The sequence below is a fragment of the Parapedobacter sp. genome (genome assembly GCF_035556095.1).
GTDB lineage: Bacteria > Bacteroidota > Bacteroidia > Sphingobacteriales > Sphingobacteriaceae > Parapedobacter.
Window position 1 is genome coordinate 49,832 of record NZ_DATMFT010000018.1, and the last position, 14,411, is coordinate 64,242.

Below are 14,411 nucleotides of genomic sequence, written 5' to 3' on the forward strand. Positions count from 1 at the left end.
TTCCAATCAGCGCACCAAGATACAAAAATTGTTCCTTATTTTTTCGCTATATAACATAAATCCACTTATTTTTGCTAAGAATCATGGCAACAAAAATTCCATTAGCAGAGCGGATGCGCCCCACGACGATTGCCGATTATGTAGGGCAACAACATATCATCGGCAAAGACGCTGTGCTTTATCAAGCCATCCTACGGCAAAATATCCCTTCGATGATCTTGTGGGGCCCGCCGGGTGTGGGTAAAACAACACTCGCATCGATTATTTCAACACAATTGAACCGCCCGTTTTTTAGCCTGAGCGCGATCAACTCGGGAGTGAAAGACGTACGTGAAGTCATCGATAAGGCTACACAACTCCGTAATTTCCAACAGGAGCAGCCAATCCTATTCATCGATGAGATCCACCGGTTTTCAAAGTCGCAACAAGACTCTCTCCTCGGCGCGGTTGAGCGTGGACTTGTAACCTTAATCGGGGCCACCACGGAAAACCCCTCTTTCGAAGTCATCTCTGCTTTGCTTTCGCGTTGCCAGGTGTATGTGTTAGAACATCTCACGGAAGCGGAGCTGGTGAGTTTAATAGACAAAGCGCTGAAAGAAGATGAATACCTCCGCGATTTACCTGTTACGATCAAGGAGCACGGGGCGCTGCTCAGGCTATCGGGTGGCGATGCCCGCAAACTACTCAACATCCTTGAGTTGGTCGTTAACTCGGCCGGGGGCGATCCCCTCGAGATTACCAACGACCTGGTGCTTAAGCAGGTCCAGCAGAACATGGCGCGTTACGATAAGACGGGCGAGCAGCACTATGACATCATATCGGCTTTCATCAAATCGATTCGCGGCAGCGACCCCAACGCTGCGGTTTACTGGCTGGCTCGCATGATTGAAGGTGGCGAAGATCCGTTGTTCATCGCACGTCGGCTGCTCATCCTCGCTTCGGAAGACGTCGGCAACGCCAACCCCAATGCATTGCTGCTGGCCAACAATTGCTTTCAGGCCGTTAATGTAATCGGTTGGCCGGAGTCGCGCATCATCCTTTCGCAAACCGTTACCTACTTGGCCTCCTCAGCCAAAAGCAACGCTTCTTACGAAGCCATCAATAAGGCCCAGGCATTGGTGCGAAAGACCGGTGATTTACCGGTACCACTACCGATACGAAACGCCCCAACCAAACTGATGAAGCAATTGGATTATGGCAAAGATTACCAATATGCCCATGCCTATGAGGGAAACTTTGTCGACCAGGAATTTATGCCAGAAGGGTTAAGTGGCACCAAACTCTACGATCCCGGCAGGAACCCCGCCGAAGAGAAACTAAGGGAAAAGCTACGATCCAATTGGAAGGATAAATACGGATACTAGTGGCATGAGGTCTTCCCAGGTGGAAATCGGTCGTGGCAACCCCGCCATTTCGCCAATCGACCGGTAAATATCCGTTCTTGAATACGCTTTGTTGCGTAGGTAGCGGATGGAAGTAGCTCCCGCCGATTTGGATAGTTTTTCACCTGCCCCCGCTTTCAATAGCGCGTGGTGCACGAATGATGCTTCGCAAAAACGCTTATATCCCAATTCATTGGCCAAAAATAGCTGTGCCCTCGTCGAATCCCACAAATCCTGTCCCCGCACGACCAAGTCTACACCGAAGTGCACGTCGTCTACCAACGATGTCAGCTGGTAGGCCGGCATCCCATCTTTTTTTCGAACGATAAAATGGTTTACGTGCTCCGGAAGGTCGGCTTTATCCGTATCGATACGCCAACAGTAACCTTTGCCATCCAATGGCAGACCGCGATGCTTGCACCTCCCGGTGTATACACCACTGGGATGGTGACGCTGTACCAACGTGCGCGAACAATCGCAGGCATAAACTGCGCCCTGTGTGCGCAATTGCTCCAACGCATTCCGATATAATCCCAAACGATGCACTTGCGAATAGGTTGCCTCGTATGCATCATAATCCATTGGCCCTTCATCCCAAGCTATCCCAAGGTAGGTTAAGGTATCGAAGATATCTGCCACATAATCTGCCCGTACCCTTTCGCGGTCGAGGTCATCGATGCGTAGCATAATTCGGGCTCCCGATTGCCGGGCCAGCACCGCAGTAATTGCGAATGACAACACATTGCCCAAATGCAGATAGCCACTGGGTGTGGGAGCAATACGCGTACGCAAAAACTGTTGCATGGTGCAAAATTAGGGATTTCATCTATTTTTTATTTATTGGCTGATGAGCGCTTAGTTTCTTTTTTTATTCACGTGCAACATTTCTCCCCGACCTGCGTCTATTAGAATCAATGTGTGTTTGTGAATCACTGGATAGCTGGCCGCTCCCCGCGGTCCGGCTTCCAGGCGATTCCGTTTGGACAACGGCCATCGGCTGGCCACACCAGTGGCATCAATGGTTGGATAACCAGTCTAAGAAATGATCGAACCACTTATCCGTTGTCGTTTTATTGTTGAGACCGAAACCATGCCCACCTTCGGGATAAGTGAGGAGCTTAACGGCAATACCATGCCGCTGGAGTGCCGCCACGTACGCTTCGCTGTTGGCAATGGGCACCGCCTGATCATCTTCGGCATGGACCAGAAAAGCCGGGGGCGTGTCGGCCGTCACCTGAAGTTCGTTTGAAAACAGCGTCACATCATCCGTGCTGGGGTTGCTACCCAACAGGTTGGTCCGAGACCCACCGTGGGTCAATTGCGTTTGCAAGCTGATGACTGGATAGACCAGCAATGAGAAATCGGGGCGTAGGGAGGTATGTTGCGGATTGGCAATTAACGCATCGCTATAATGAGTGGACAGAGTGGCTGCCAAGTGGCCACCTGCCGAAAACCCAGCAATACCGATCTGGTTTTCGGCTATCCCCCATTCGGAAGCCCGCTCGCGCACCAGCTGGATGGCCCGCTGCGCATCCTGCAAGGGGCCAATGCGCTTATCCACCATGATCTCATCCTTCGGCAGCCGGTACTTGAGCACGAATGCACTGATGCCTTTCGCAGCAAGCAGTTTGGCTACATCAAGTCCTTCATGAGAAATGGCCAATATGGCGTACCCGCCGCCGGGGCAGATAATGACTGCTTTCCCTGTATTGACCACGTCTTTTGGTGGAAAATAGGCTATCAGCGTGGGGTTGGTCACCCCTGTTACGCGCGTAATGCCGTTATCGTCGGTGGTTTGCACATAGTCCATTGAAAAGGCTTTGCTATTGGGCACTTCCATGTCATACAGCGCCATCTCTTTTTGGCTATATGCAACCAATGTGCTCATCGTTAACAAGGTTACACAACAAATCCATTTTACGTATTGCATTGGCTTTCATTTAGTGGTTGGATACGACCAGCAGGTCAAGATCCTTGGGGGTCAAATTAAACTTGTTGGCCATATCCTTGTTGGTGAGGTGTCCCTGGTATAGGTAGATGGCATTTCGTACACCGGGTTTGGCCCAGATGAGGTTCATGATGCCTCCCATTTCACCGATATCCAATAATATGGGTGTGAAAATGTTGGTTAACGCATAAGTTGCTGTCCGCGCCACACGCGACGCCACGTTGGGCACACAGTAATGGATCACCTCGTACTTTCGAAACACCGGCGATTCGTGGTTGGTGATCTCCGACGTCTCGAAACACCCCCCTTGGTCGATACTGATATCTATCAACACCGAATTTGGTTTCATCCTCGACACCGTTTCTTCGCTGATGATGCACGGGCTGCGGCCATGGGTTGCCCTTATGGCGCCGATTACCACGTCACAGCCAATTACTGCCTTGCGAAGCACGATGGGCTGCACCACAGATGTAAATACACGGCTTCCTACATTATTCTGTAAACGGCGTAAGCGGTAGACCGAACTATCGAATACTTTTACCTGTGCACCCAACGCGATGGCGGTTCGGGCAGCAAATTCACCTACCGTACCGGCACCCAGGATTACCATCTCCGTGGGCGGCACGCCGGTAACCCCACCCAGCATCAACCCTTTCCCGTCGAAAACATTGCTCAGGTATTCGGCAGCGATCAGCACGGATGTTGCGCCCACGATCTCACTCATGGCACGCACCACGGTCAATGTGTTGCCCTCGTCACGCAAATACTCGTAGGAAAGCGCTGTGACTTTCTTCTTCATAAGCGCATGGAGCAGGTCGATACTCATCAATGACGGTTGCTGCGATGAAAGCAGTACCTGTCCGTTGCGCATCATAGCGACCTCTTCGAGGGTCGGTGGTGCTATTTTGATGATGATATCCGCTCGGTACACTTCCTCTTTGTCGTGCACAATGCGCGCGCCTTGTTCGCTGTAATGATGATCCAGAAAGTTGGCGGCGGCACCGGCACCGCTTTCTAGCACGACCTCATGGCCATATTCAACGAGCAATGCGACGGAGAGCGGCGTCAACGGGACGCGGTTCTCCTGGAAACTGATTTCTTTGGGTATGCCAATGTAAAGGCTGTCTTTCTTCTTTCCTGTTCCAAGCATCGCCTCCTGCGGTTGCAGCAACGCCTGACGCGCCAACTTCGATAGCTCACTCATGATGCACTCACTTTATCAATAAAATTAGGGTTCATCATGCGAAAATAATCAAACTTTTAATAAATTGAGGGTTAATTATGTAGGAATGAGCAAAATCAGGCGCCCAACTTGCTTGACGAGAACGACTTAAAATATACGTGCTCTTGTTTGATAATAGAAAATACCTATATTTGGAGCGCATTTATAGTATGGCGACATAAGTAACGCTACACGTTAATCACACTGGATGTTTGACAGATTCAATATTGTCCCCCGCTGGATTATCTTTACGCTAGACTTAGGCTGTAGTGCGATAGCATTATTTTTTGCCTACCTGCTATTAAACCGGTTTGCTTATAACGCTATTAATTCTACCGATTTCAGTCGGACGCTACTGGTGGTTCTGGCCGTAAGCGCCCTGATATTTTACCGGCTGAAGATGTACGCCGGCATCGTTCGCTATACCAGCGCGTTAGACTCGGTACGTATCCTCTCGTCCGTGTCGCTATGCATAGCCGGGTTGTTTCTAGTCAACACCATCCTAATCGCACTCAATCGACCACCATTAATGTCCAACAGTTTGTTGATTGCGTACGGTTTGATGAGCTTCCTGCTGCTGATTACCTATCGATCTACCGTAAAACTGTTTTTTCTTTACATCAAAAACCTGAAATCTACGCGAAAACAAACGGTCATTTATGGCGCTGGCGATTTGGGCATTGCTGCCAAACGGACCCTTGATCACGATCATAACGCCGAAAATGTGGTTGTTGGTTTTATCGACGATAACTTACATAAAGTCGGAAAAATCATTGATGGTGTACATATTTATCATACCGACTATTTCGAACAGCTCATCGTGCAGGGCAAAGTCGATGAGCTCATCATTTCCTCCCACAATATACCGATAGAGAAAAAAGCAAACATCGTCGACCTTTGTCTGGAGCGCAACATCAACGTATTAACAATGCCTCCGGTACACCGACTGATCAATGGTGAGTTGACCCCCAATCAAATCCAGAAGTTGCGTATCGAAGATTTGCTTGAGCGTGAACCCATTAAAATAAACAATTTATCCATCCAGCAGCAACTTGCCGGCAAGCGGATATTGGTCACGGGAGCCGCAGGATCCATCGGCAGCGAAATTGCCCGGCAATTGGGCAAATACAGCCCCCAAATGATTATTCTCAATGACCAAGCGGAAACCCCATTGCACGAGCTCCAATTAGAACTTGAAGATCTGCAGAAAAACCAGGTATACCACGCATTCATCGGGGATATACGCGACGAGGACCGGATGGAAGCGTTATTCAAAACATTCAAACCTCATTATGTATACCATGCAGCGGCGTACAAGCACGTGCCGATGATGGAAAACCACCCCGTGGAAGCGGTCCGTACCAATATCATGGGTACCCGATTAATCGCACGTTTGGCGGTGGCCCATGGGGCGGAAAATTTCGTGATGATATCTACAGACAAGGCGGTCAATCCCACCAATGTGATGGGCGCCTCCAAGCGTATCGCCGAAATCTATGTGCAAACCTATTTCAATTACCTCTCACAAAAACGAGCCACATTCAATGGGAGCACTAAAAGTGCCAATACACGGTTTATCACTACCCGGTTTGGTAATGTGCTGGGTTCAAACGGCTCGGTGATTCCCCGATTTAAGGCTCAAATTGAAAAGGGTGGTCCGGTGACGGTTACCCACCCCGAAATCACACGGTATTTCATGACCATCCCCGAGGCCTGTCAATTGGTGTTGGAGGCCGGCTCGATGGGCAAAGGTGGAGAAATATATGTGTTCGATATGGGCAAGTCGGTGAAGATTGTCGAATTGGCAACCAAAATGATTAAACTTTCGGGCCTCGTGCCGAATAAAGACATCTCCATCGAATACTCGGGACTTCGGCCCGGCGAGAAATTATATGAGGAATTACTCAACGACTTGGAGAATACCCTGCCTACTCATCACCACAAAATCATGGTGGCTAAAGTAAGGGAATATGATTTTGGGCATGTAGAGGCGCAAATCGCCGCACTGATCAACTTAACAAAGAACCAAAACGAGCGAGAGATCGTTTTGAAAATGAAAGAGCTCGTTCCTGAATTCAAAAGTAATAACTCCGTTTACGAAGAACTCGACCAAAAACATAAAAATGGTATCGGTGTTTGACTTACCCTTGTAAAAAGCACTTGGATATAAGTTGTAAAAGTGTATTTTTGCAGTCCGAATTTAAAAACAGAAATGTCAAACAATCAAAAACATAAGGCAGCGGTATCGACCGGCGCAAAACATACGGCAGGCGGCAGTTTCATACAAGAAAACCAAAAGAGCTTGGTATTTATCATTGGTGGTATTGTCGTATTGGTGTTACTTTATATAGGCTACCAGCGCTTTTACCTCGCCCCGCGTGCGGAAACAGCCGCTAACCAGCTTTTCAAGGCAGAAACGTACGCTACTATCGACTCCCTGCAGCAGCGTGCCATTGATGGCGATGGTTCATATCCCGGTTTTAAGGAAATAGCAACGGAATATGAAAACACCAAATCCGCAAACATTGCCAATGCCTATCTAGGTGGTCTTTACCTTCGTCAAGGCAATTATCAAGAAGCGATTAACGCGTTGGAAAAATATACCAATACGGGTAGTGTCATACTCGATCCGCTGGTTATCGGCCTGCTCGGCGATGCCTACTCCGAGTTGAAAGATTATAAAAAGGCTGCTTCATTCTACCAAAAAGCCGCGGAAAAAAATGCGAACGCATTTACCTCTCCACTATTGCTTAAAAAGTTAGGCTTGGTATATGAGGCGCAAAACGATTTTAAAAATGCGGTTGCTGCGTATAAGCGCATCCAATCTGATTATCCGGAAAGCCACGAGGCTACCGCTATTGAAAGTTACATCGCGCGGGCAGAAGCGCAATTGTAACCTTTTGTTTGATCGGTTATGGCAAGTCACCATAAAAATCTCTCAGATTTCTCCCATATCGAAGTCGCATCAGCTGCCCCGTACCGATTTGGCATTGTTGTTTCACAATGGAATGCCGAGGTGACCGGCCCACTGTTGGACGGTGCGTATGAGGCCTTGATAAAACATGGTGCAATTGATGACAATATCCAAATTGTCCACGTACCGGGTAGTTACGAGCTCACTGGTGGAGCAGACATTCTTTTCCGCAACCAGCAATTGGATGCGGTGATATGCCTTGGTTGTGTTATCCAAGGAGAAACCAAGCATTTCGATTTTATCTGCAGCGCTGTTGCCCACGGCATCACCCATGTTGCGCTGAAGCACAATAAACCAGCTATCTTCGGCGTTCTAACAACTGACACCCTGCAGCAAGCGCTGGACAGGGCGGGTGGGAAACACGGCAACAAAGGTGAAGAGGCTGCTATCACTGCTATTCAGATGGCACAGTTAAGTGCCCGTGTGACCAGCAATAACAACTGATCATCATGAAAAGGATATTCATCATCGGCATCGCGTTATTTACGGTCGTTTCATTTTCATTGCAGTCCTGCTCACCGAAGACCTGCCCGGCCTACAATACGTATCCGAAAACAAAACGGCTCCGGTAATTGTTACCTTCGGTCATATAAGTAATCTTATTTGCGGTCATTAATGCCTTCCGCATTTTCAGCTGCCACGTATGTCTCGCTGAAAAACAAGAATGATAAAGATGATGCAACGTGCTGTCAAATTCAAACTAAACCTACTTATTGCCTTATGGTGTAGCGTAACTGCCGTGAGCGGACAGGTTACGCCGTCGCCCACGGAAGACAACCTGGTGGATAAACTCTGGGAAGCCGTAGGAGGGCGGGAAAATTGGCAAAATGCCCGGTATTTTATGTTCAGCTGCGCGGGGGGACACCGTTCCTTTGCGCAGGGTGAGCGGAAATACCTTTGGGACAAACAAACGGGAAATTGCCGTTTTGACGGCGTTACTACGGATGATGAAGTCATTACTGTGCTGTTCAATGTTGAAACGAGCACGGGTACAGTCTACATTAATAACGTAAAACTTGAAAACCCGCGCACTACGGACGATATCATTACGGAAATCACCGAAGAGTTCAACAAAGATGCCCAGCTTCTATTCCTACCTACTATTTTAGAAGGGGACCAGGTTTCCTACCGCATAGCCGGCGAGAAACTGGTCGACTCCCAACGGTTTACGGTAGTCAGCCTCGAAAACAAACACACCAGCTTTGAGGCGGCCGTAACGGGTCAACTATACATCGATTCACAAACGGGCCGGATACACCAGTGGTGGCCCAACGATGGAACCGATGGGTATTCCATTGGCAACTATAAAGCTATCGGCAGCGGTTTAATATTGCCCACCCGCTTCACCAGCAGTGATACAGCGACAAGCATCACCTACCCAATCGCCGCAGCATTGGTGCATATCGAGGGGCAGAAATTCAGTAAACCTTAGTCTTCGTCCCACCAGTCGTTTTGCAAGCTATCGATTTCCCGACGGTCTTTTTTGGTGGGCCTACCTGCACCGCGGTCTCTTGTCGGCACCGATGCCCGACCCATCGATTTGTAGCTATAGGTCTCCTCCACCGGTGTAATGTCTTCGTAGAACGCAGCCGCGGTCTTGGCATCGACGCGTTTTTCGAGTAGGCCAGTAACCCGGAGTACTTTCTTTTCCAGCCCTTTCTGGATGTGATAGCTGTCACCCATCTTCACTACTGCTGAAGGCTTTACACTCCTCCCATCGAGTTTTACGCGGCCGGCCTTGCATGCCTCCGTTGCCAAGCTCCGTGTCTTGAACACACGGATAGCCCACAGGTATTTGTCTACACGTAGTTTTTCCACTTCCGCCATTACAGCAAACTTAGCCAAAATGTGGTTTAGATAAAAAAGATTTTACAACACCGTCTAAAGTAAGTCGCAAGAATTTGCTTTCTTTGCGAACAACTTTCGATACACAGCTCGATATGATTAAAGAATTAAAAGGACTGGTTGAAGGCGCCTGGGAGAATCGGCAATTTTTGGAATACAAGGAATACCGGGAAGCGATTGAGGCCGTCATCCAACGGTTGGATAGAGGCGAGCTGCGGGTAGCCGAACCCATCGGTTCCCGTTGGCATGTAAACGACTGGATTAAAAAAGCAGTTATCCTCTATTTCCCCATCCGGCAAATGGAAGAAGTGGCCACAGGCCCGTTCGTATTCCACGACAAAATGAAACTGAAAACCAATTATAAAGAGTTGGGTGTGCGCGTGGTGCCGCATGGCATCGCACGGTACGGCGCTTATTTGGCCAAAGGTGTCATCATGATGCCCTCATATGTAAATATCGGGGCATACGTAGATGAAGGCACCATGGTAGATACTTGGGCGACGGTAGGATCATGCGCGCAAATCGGCAAACATGTACACCTGAGTGGGGGTGTGGGTATTGGCGGCGTGTTAGAGCCCGTCCAAGCTGCGCCGGTTATTATCGAAGACAATGTCTTTGTTGGGTCGAGGGCTATCGTGGTAGAGGGTGTGCACGTCGAAGCAGAAGCTGTCCTCGGTGCCAATGTGGTACTCACGGCATCCACCAAAATCATCGACGTCAGTGGTGCCGAACCGATCGAATACAAGGGGATTGTGCCGGCAAGGTCCGTAGTGATCCCCGGTTCCTACACCAAAACATTCTCCGCCGGCGCTTACCAGGTTCCCTGTGCCCTCATTATCGGCAAACGTAAGGAATCGACCGATAAGAAAACTTCGCTCAACGACGCACTGCGCGAACACCATGTGGCGGTGTAGAAGACGTTACTGCCCATGGTTCAACAAGCATGAATAGCGACGACGTTAAACAAACAGACATCAATCGGGCCCTCGAAACCCTACGGAACGGTGGGCTAATCCTATATCCGACCGATACCATTTGGGGTATTGGCTGCGATGCGACCAATCCAGAAGCGGTAGACCGGGTATTCCGGCTCAAAGGGCGCGACCACACCAAGAGTCTGATTATTCTGCTCGATAGCGACCATAAGCTCCAAAGTTATGTACAGGAAGTGCCCGAGGTCGCCTATCAACTCATTGAATATACGGAACGCCCGCTTACCATCGTCTATTCAAGTGCCAAAAATTTAGCACCCAACCTCTTGGCGGAAGACGGCAGTATCGGCATCCGTATCGTGCAGCACCCATTCTGCTCGGCGTTACTCCAGCGGTTCCGGAAGCCCATCGTATCCACATCGGCCAACTTAAGTGGCCTACCGGCACCGGCCACCTTCAGCGAGGTCGACCAAACCATCATCGATGGCGTAGATTATGTAGTAAACTACGGCCAGGACGATACGCGGCCCGGCGCGGCATCCATTGTGATGAAGCTAGAGCCGGGTGGCCGATTTTCGTTCATACGCCGTTGAGGCTGTTGCGGAAAGCAGCGCTGTAAATCGCGGAAATTAGCTAAGTTTGCATATCGATAAAAACAACAGGATATGAACAAGATTGCATTCACCCTTGTTGCTCTGTGCTGTTCCATGATGGCATCGAAGGCCCAAAACGAAATTCCCTCCGCCCAGCCGGGGGTGCAGTACGGCAAGGCGATCACAATCACGGGCGCCATCAATGTACAGCAGCTGGAAGCTAACCTCTGCACCGATGCCTCTTATACCGGTAAGGTAACGGGCAAGGTGGTGGAAGTCTGCAAAAAGAAAGGCTGTTTCATCCGTGTCTCGCGCGAAGGCGAAGGCGACCCCATTTTGGTTCGGTTTAAGGATTACAGTTTTTTTATGCCGCAGGATATCGTGGGCAAAACGGTCGTGCTCGAAGGTCAGGCCAACGTACGGGAGATTTCGGTAGCCCAACAGCAGCACTTTGCCGAAGACGCAGGTAAAGACGCCGAAGAAATCGCCAAAATAACAGTGCCCAAGGTAGACATCAACATCCTTGCCGACGGTGTAGTGGTAGTGCGATAGGATGAATGCAGGCGGCAAATTGATCGATCTTTCCACACCGAAGGTGATGGGTATATTGAATATCACGCCCGATTCTTTTTACGATGGTGGGCGCCACTATACAGTGCCGGCTGCGTTGGCGCAAGCCGAACAGCTGCTTGCCGCCGGTGCCGATATCATCGACATCGGGGCTTACTCTTCGCGGCCCGGTGCGGCCAATGTGAGCGCAGCTGAAGAATCCGGGCGTCTATTACCGGCCATTGAAGCCATTATCCATCGATTCCCCGAAGCGGTCATCTCCGTCGACACGTTCCGTGCAGGGGTGGCGCGTTCAAGCATCGCGGCAGGCGCGCAAATCATAAATGACATTTCTGGCGGGACCCTCGATGACGAGATGTTCGCGACCGTTGCCGAGCTGCAGGCACCTTATATCCTGATGCACATGCGGGGTACTCCCGACACCATGCAACGGTTAACTGATTACGACGACATAACCAGTGAAGTGAGCCTATTCTTCGGCAAGCAAGTGGCTGCCTTACGTCAATTGGGCGTACGCGACATTATCTTGGACCCCGGCTTTGGATTTGCGAAAACACTGGAACAGAACTACGAACTGCTTAATCGGTTGGAAACATTGCATATGCACGGACTACCAATACTTGGCGCCATCTCCCGTAAATCCATGATCTACAAAAAATTGGGCATTAAGCCCGACGACGCACTCAACGGCACGACGGTACTCAATACGGTACTGCTCATGAAGGGGGTACACATCCTGCGGGTGCACGATGTAAAGGCCGCCAAAGAAGCCATTGCCCTACTCCTACCGAATCACGCTACCCGGCCGCATGGCCGTCTGCGGTGATACGAAGTCGAGCCGGCCATCCGCATCCTCTGCCATCAGAATCATGCCCTGTGATACGATCCCTTTGATTTCACGTGGCTCCAGGTTCACCAGAATGGCCACCTGCTTGCCTATAATTTCTTCAGGCGCGAAAAACTCGGCAATACCAGACACCACCGTGCGCTGGTCAATACCAGTATCAATCGTCAGCTTCAGCAACTTTTTGGTCTTAGCCACTTTCTCGGCAGCGAGGATTTCGCCGGTACGGATATCCATTTTTACAAAATCGGTGAATTCTATGGGCTCTTTTGCTTCGGCCAAGGCCGTGGCAGGTGTTCCATTGTCTACCTTTGCCTGGGATAGCTTGGCAAGCTGTGCATTAACCTGCTCGTCGGTGATTTTCTCGAAGAGCAACTGTGGCTGCCCTAATTGATGCCCGGCCGGCAGCAACGTGCTGCTTCCCGCATTCTTCCATCCGACGTTCTCCAAGCGCAGCATTTCGGCCATTCGCCGTGCGGTATTGGGCAGGAAGGGCTGTGCAAGCACAGCCAAATTCGCTGCTATTTGCAACCCGACGTTCAATACCGTCTTTACGCGCTCCTCATCAGTTTTAATCACCTTCCATGGCTCGGCATCGGCCAAATACTTGTTACCTAGGCGAGCAACGTTCATGAATTGTGCCAACGCCTCGCGGAAGCGGAAGTGGGCGATCGATGTAGCGATATGTTTCGGATAGCGTTCCAGTTCCGAGAAAATAAAGCGATCAGTATCGGTCGGGCCGGTTGCCGGCATCACCTTGCCATCGAAATACTTATGCGAAAGCACCAACACGCGATTGATGAAATTGCCAAAAATGGCCACCAATTCATTATTAATCCGCGCTTGGAAATCGCGCCAGGTGAATTCGCTATCTGATGTCTCTGGCAGGATGGACGTAAGCACGTAACGCAGTTCGTCTTCTTTTCCCGGAAACTCCTCCAGGTACTCATGCAGCCACACGGCGTGGTTGCGTGAGGTCGACAGTTTGTCGCCCTCCAGGTTGAGGAATTCATTGGCTGGCACGTTCTCCGGTAGGATATATTCGCCATGCGCGTGCAGGATACTCGGGAACGTGATGCAGTGGAACACGATGTTATCCTTCCCAATGAAATGGATCAGACAGGCATCATCGGCCGAATCGGCCTGCTTTTTCCAGTATTTTTCCCAATCGTTGCCCGTATCCAATGCCCATTGCTTCGTCGCCGAGATATAGCCGATAGGCGCATCGAGCCATACATACAGTTTCTTGCCCGCTGCATCATCAAGCGGTACATCCACACCCCAGTCCAGATCACGTGTCATTGACCGCGGTTGCAGGCCTGACTTTAGCCATGAGCGGCATTGCCCATAAACGTTCGGTTTCAGCACATCCTTTTTGCCTTCGAGCAACCACTTTTCCAGCCAGGGCTGGTATTTGTCTAGCGGTAGATACCAATGTTTAGTTTCACGGAGCACCGGCGGCTTCCCACTTAGCGTCGAAATGGGATTAATCAGATCCGTCGGATTGAGTGATGTGCCGCATTTCTCACACTGGTCACCATAGGCGCCCTCGCTCTTACAATTGGGGCAGGTACCCGTAATGTACCTATCGGCCAAAAACTGGTGGTACTCCTCGTCGTAATACTGCTCGGTTACCTGTTCGGTAAACTCACCTTTCTCGTACAAATTGAGGAAAAACTCCTGCGAAAGCTCATGATGTATCCGCTCAGACGTCCGGTGGTAAATATCAAACGAGATTCCGAATTGTTCGAAGCTGGCTTTGATTTGGGCATGGTATTGGTCGATAATCGCCTGCGGTGTTGTCCCTTCCTTTTTCGCCTTGATGGTAATGGCAGCACCATGCTCGTCCGAGCCACACACGTAGACCACATCCCGTTCATTCAGGCGCAGAAAGCGCACGTAAATATCGGCCGGGATATAGGCACCTGCCAAGTGGCCGATGTGCAGCGGACCATTGGCATAAGGCAATGCCGAAGTAATTGTATAACGTTTAAAAGGTAAATCTGTATTACTCAATGTATATCAGTTATTTAGTGGGAAAGTAATGCAATTTTACAGAAAAATGTAACTCCATTGCTTGCAAACATGGCAAAGATAAATC

Annotated in this window: 15 protein-coding genes; 10 read left to right on the forward strand and 5 right to left on the reverse strand. The window is 49.9% G+C overall.

All coding sequences use genetic code 11. From position 1 onward, the window contains the following. Window positions 1-83: 83 nt before the first annotated feature. On the forward strand, window positions 84-1,364 hold the full coding sequence (locus VNQ80_RS08635) for a replication-associated recombination protein A (RefSeq protein ID WP_325637511.1): 1,281 nt from the start codon (window positions 84-86) through the stop codon (window positions 1,362-1,364). On the opposite strand, the gene VNQ80_RS08640 is transcribed toward VNQ80_RS08635, so the two are convergent. From VNQ80_RS08640 to VNQ80_RS08650, 3 genes are all read right to left on the reverse strand, one after another. After that, window positions 1,329-2,186, reverse strand: coding sequence for a glutamate--tRNA ligase family protein (locus VNQ80_RS08640; protein ID WP_325637513.1), 858 nt, complete (start codon window positions 2,184-2,186; stop codon window positions 1,329-1,331). The genes VNQ80_RS08635 and VNQ80_RS08640 overlap by 36 nt on opposite strands. Window positions 2,187-2,397: 211 nt before the next feature. After that, a complete protein-coding gene (locus tag VNQ80_RS08645) occupies window positions 2,398-3,270 on the reverse strand; it encodes an alpha/beta hydrolase (protein ID WP_325637515.1) in 873 nt (290 codons plus the stop codon). Between the two features lie 52 nt (window positions 3,271-3,322). Next, window positions 3,323-4,534 carry an alanine dehydrogenase gene (locus VNQ80_RS08650; protein WP_325637517.1) on the reverse strand — a complete coding sequence of 404 codons (1,212 nt, stop codon included), beginning with the start codon at window positions 4,532-4,534 and terminating at the stop codon, window positions 3,323-3,325. A gap of 226 nt (window positions 4,535-4,760) precedes the next feature. Here VNQ80_RS08650 and VNQ80_RS08655 point away from each other — a divergent pair, with 226 nt between their 5' ends. From VNQ80_RS08655 to VNQ80_RS08675, 5 genes are all read left to right on the forward strand, one after another. Beyond that, window positions 4,761-6,692, forward strand: a complete 1,932-nt coding sequence (locus tag VNQ80_RS08655; protein ID WP_325637519.1) for a nucleoside-diphosphate sugar epimerase/dehydratase — start codon at window positions 4,761-4,763, stop codon at window positions 6,690-6,692. Between the two features lie 72 nt (window positions 6,693-6,764). Beyond that, entirely contained in the window at window positions 6,765-7,448 is a 684-nt protein-coding gene (locus VNQ80_RS08660) for a tetratricopeptide repeat protein (RefSeq protein ID WP_325637521.1), read from the forward strand. Between the two features lie 18 nt (window positions 7,449-7,466). Then, window positions 7,467-7,970 (forward strand): 6,7-dimethyl-8-ribityllumazine synthase, encoded by a 504-nt coding sequence (gene ribH / locus VNQ80_RS08665; protein WP_325637523.1) that lies wholly within the window; start codon window positions 7,467-7,469, stop codon window positions 7,968-7,970. A gap of 5 nt (window positions 7,971-7,975) precedes the next feature. Next, window positions 7,976-8,098, forward strand: coding sequence for a hypothetical protein (locus tag VNQ80_RS08670; protein WP_325637525.1), 123 nt, complete (start codon window positions 7,976-7,978; stop codon window positions 8,096-8,098). 101 nt (window positions 8,099-8,199) lie between these two features. Beyond that, window positions 8,200-8,958 (forward strand): hypothetical protein, encoded by a 759-nt coding sequence (locus VNQ80_RS08675; protein ID WP_325637527.1) that lies wholly within the window; start codon window positions 8,200-8,202, stop codon window positions 8,956-8,958. Here VNQ80_RS08675 and VNQ80_RS08680 read toward each other — a convergent pair. Next, window positions 8,955-9,353 (reverse strand): RNA-binding S4 domain-containing protein, encoded by a 399-nt coding sequence (locus tag VNQ80_RS08680; protein ID WP_325638185.1) that lies wholly within the window; start codon window positions 9,351-9,353, stop codon window positions 8,955-8,957. The genes VNQ80_RS08675 and VNQ80_RS08680 overlap by 4 nt on opposite strands. Before the next feature lie 113 nt (window positions 9,354-9,466). On the opposite strand from VNQ80_RS08680, the gene VNQ80_RS08685 reads away from it, so the two are divergent. From VNQ80_RS08685 to folP, 4 genes are all read left to right on the forward strand, one after another. After that, window positions 9,467-10,285, forward strand: coding sequence for a 2,3,4,5-tetrahydropyridine-2,6-dicarboxylate N-succinyltransferase (locus VNQ80_RS08685; protein ID WP_325637529.1), 819 nt, complete (start codon window positions 9,467-9,469; stop codon window positions 10,283-10,285). 29 nt (window positions 10,286-10,314) lie between these two features. Further along, on the forward strand, window positions 10,315-10,896 hold the full coding sequence (locus VNQ80_RS08690; RefSeq protein WP_325637531.1) for an L-threonylcarbamoyladenylate synthase: 582 nt from the start codon (window positions 10,315-10,317) through the stop codon (window positions 10,894-10,896). Window positions 10,897-10,968: 72 nt separating this feature from the next. After that, window positions 10,969-11,448 carry a DUF4920 domain-containing protein gene (locus tag VNQ80_RS08695; RefSeq protein ID WP_325637533.1) on the forward strand — a complete coding sequence of 160 codons (480 nt, stop codon included), beginning with the start codon at window positions 10,969-10,971 and terminating at the stop codon, window positions 11,446-11,448. A 1-nt stretch (window position 11,449) separates the two neighbouring features. Beyond that, window positions 11,450-12,292: a dihydropteroate synthase gene (gene folP / locus VNQ80_RS08700; protein ID WP_325637535.1), complete on the forward strand. Its 843-nt coding sequence runs from the start codon at window positions 11,450-11,452 to the stop codon at window positions 12,290-12,292. Here the strand turns inward: folP and metG are convergent. Beyond that, window positions 12,251-14,326 carry a methionine--tRNA ligase gene (metG, locus tag VNQ80_RS08705; RefSeq protein WP_325637537.1) on the reverse strand — a complete coding sequence of 692 codons (2,076 nt, stop codon included), beginning with the start codon at window positions 14,324-14,326 and terminating at the stop codon, window positions 12,251-12,253. The two genes, folP and metG, sit on opposite strands and share 42 nt — an antisense overlap. Window positions 14,327-14,411 lie beyond the last annotated feature (85 nt).

Excerpts from the sequence above, each read along its gene's own strand:
- VNQ80_RS08635 (WP_325637511.1), top strand. The coding sequence starts at position 84 with ATGGCAACAAAAATTCCATTAGCAGAGCGGATGCGCCCCACGACGATT.
- VNQ80_RS08640 (WP_325637513.1), bottom strand. The coding sequence starts at position 2,186 with ATGCAACAGTTTTTGCGTACGCGTATTGCTCCCACACCCAGTGGCTAT.
- VNQ80_RS08645 (WP_325637515.1), bottom strand. The coding sequence starts at position 3,270 with ATGAGCACATTGGTTGCATATAGCCAAAAAGAGATGGCGCTGTATGAC.
- VNQ80_RS08650 (WP_325637517.1), bottom strand. The coding sequence starts at position 4,534 with ATGAGTGAGCTATCGAAGTTGGCGCGTCAGGCGTTGCTGCAACCGCAG.
- VNQ80_RS08655 (WP_325637519.1), top strand. The coding sequence starts at position 4,761 with ATGTTTGACAGATTCAATATTGTCCCCCGCTGGATTATCTTTACGCTA.
- VNQ80_RS08660 (WP_325637521.1), top strand. The coding sequence starts at position 6,765 with ATGTCAAACAATCAAAAACATAAGGCAGCGGTATCGACCGGCGCAAAA.
- ribH (WP_325637523.1), top strand. The coding sequence starts at position 7,467 with ATGGCAAGTCACCATAAAAATCTCTCAGATTTCTCCCATATCGAAGTC.
- VNQ80_RS08670 (WP_325637525.1), top strand. The coding sequence starts at position 7,976 with ATGAAAAGGATATTCATCATCGGCATCGCGTTATTTACGGTCGTTTCA.
- VNQ80_RS08675 (WP_325637527.1), top strand. The coding sequence starts at position 8,200 with ATGATGCAACGTGCTGTCAAATTCAAACTAAACCTACTTATTGCCTTA.
- VNQ80_RS08680 (WP_325638185.1), bottom strand. The coding sequence starts at position 9,353 with ATGGCGGAAGTGGAAAAACTACGTGTAGACAAATACCTGTGGGCTATC.
- VNQ80_RS08685 (WP_325637529.1), top strand. The coding sequence starts at position 9,467 with ATGATTAAAGAATTAAAAGGACTGGTTGAAGGCGCCTGGGAGAATCGG.
- VNQ80_RS08690 (WP_325637531.1), top strand. The coding sequence starts at position 10,315 with ATGAATAGCGACGACGTTAAACAAACAGACATCAATCGGGCCCTCGAA.
- VNQ80_RS08695 (WP_325637533.1), top strand. The coding sequence starts at position 10,969 with ATGAACAAGATTGCATTCACCCTTGTTGCTCTGTGCTGTTCCATGATG.
- folP (WP_325637535.1), top strand. The coding sequence starts at position 11,450 with ATGAATGCAGGCGGCAAATTGATCGATCTTTCCACACCGAAGGTGATG.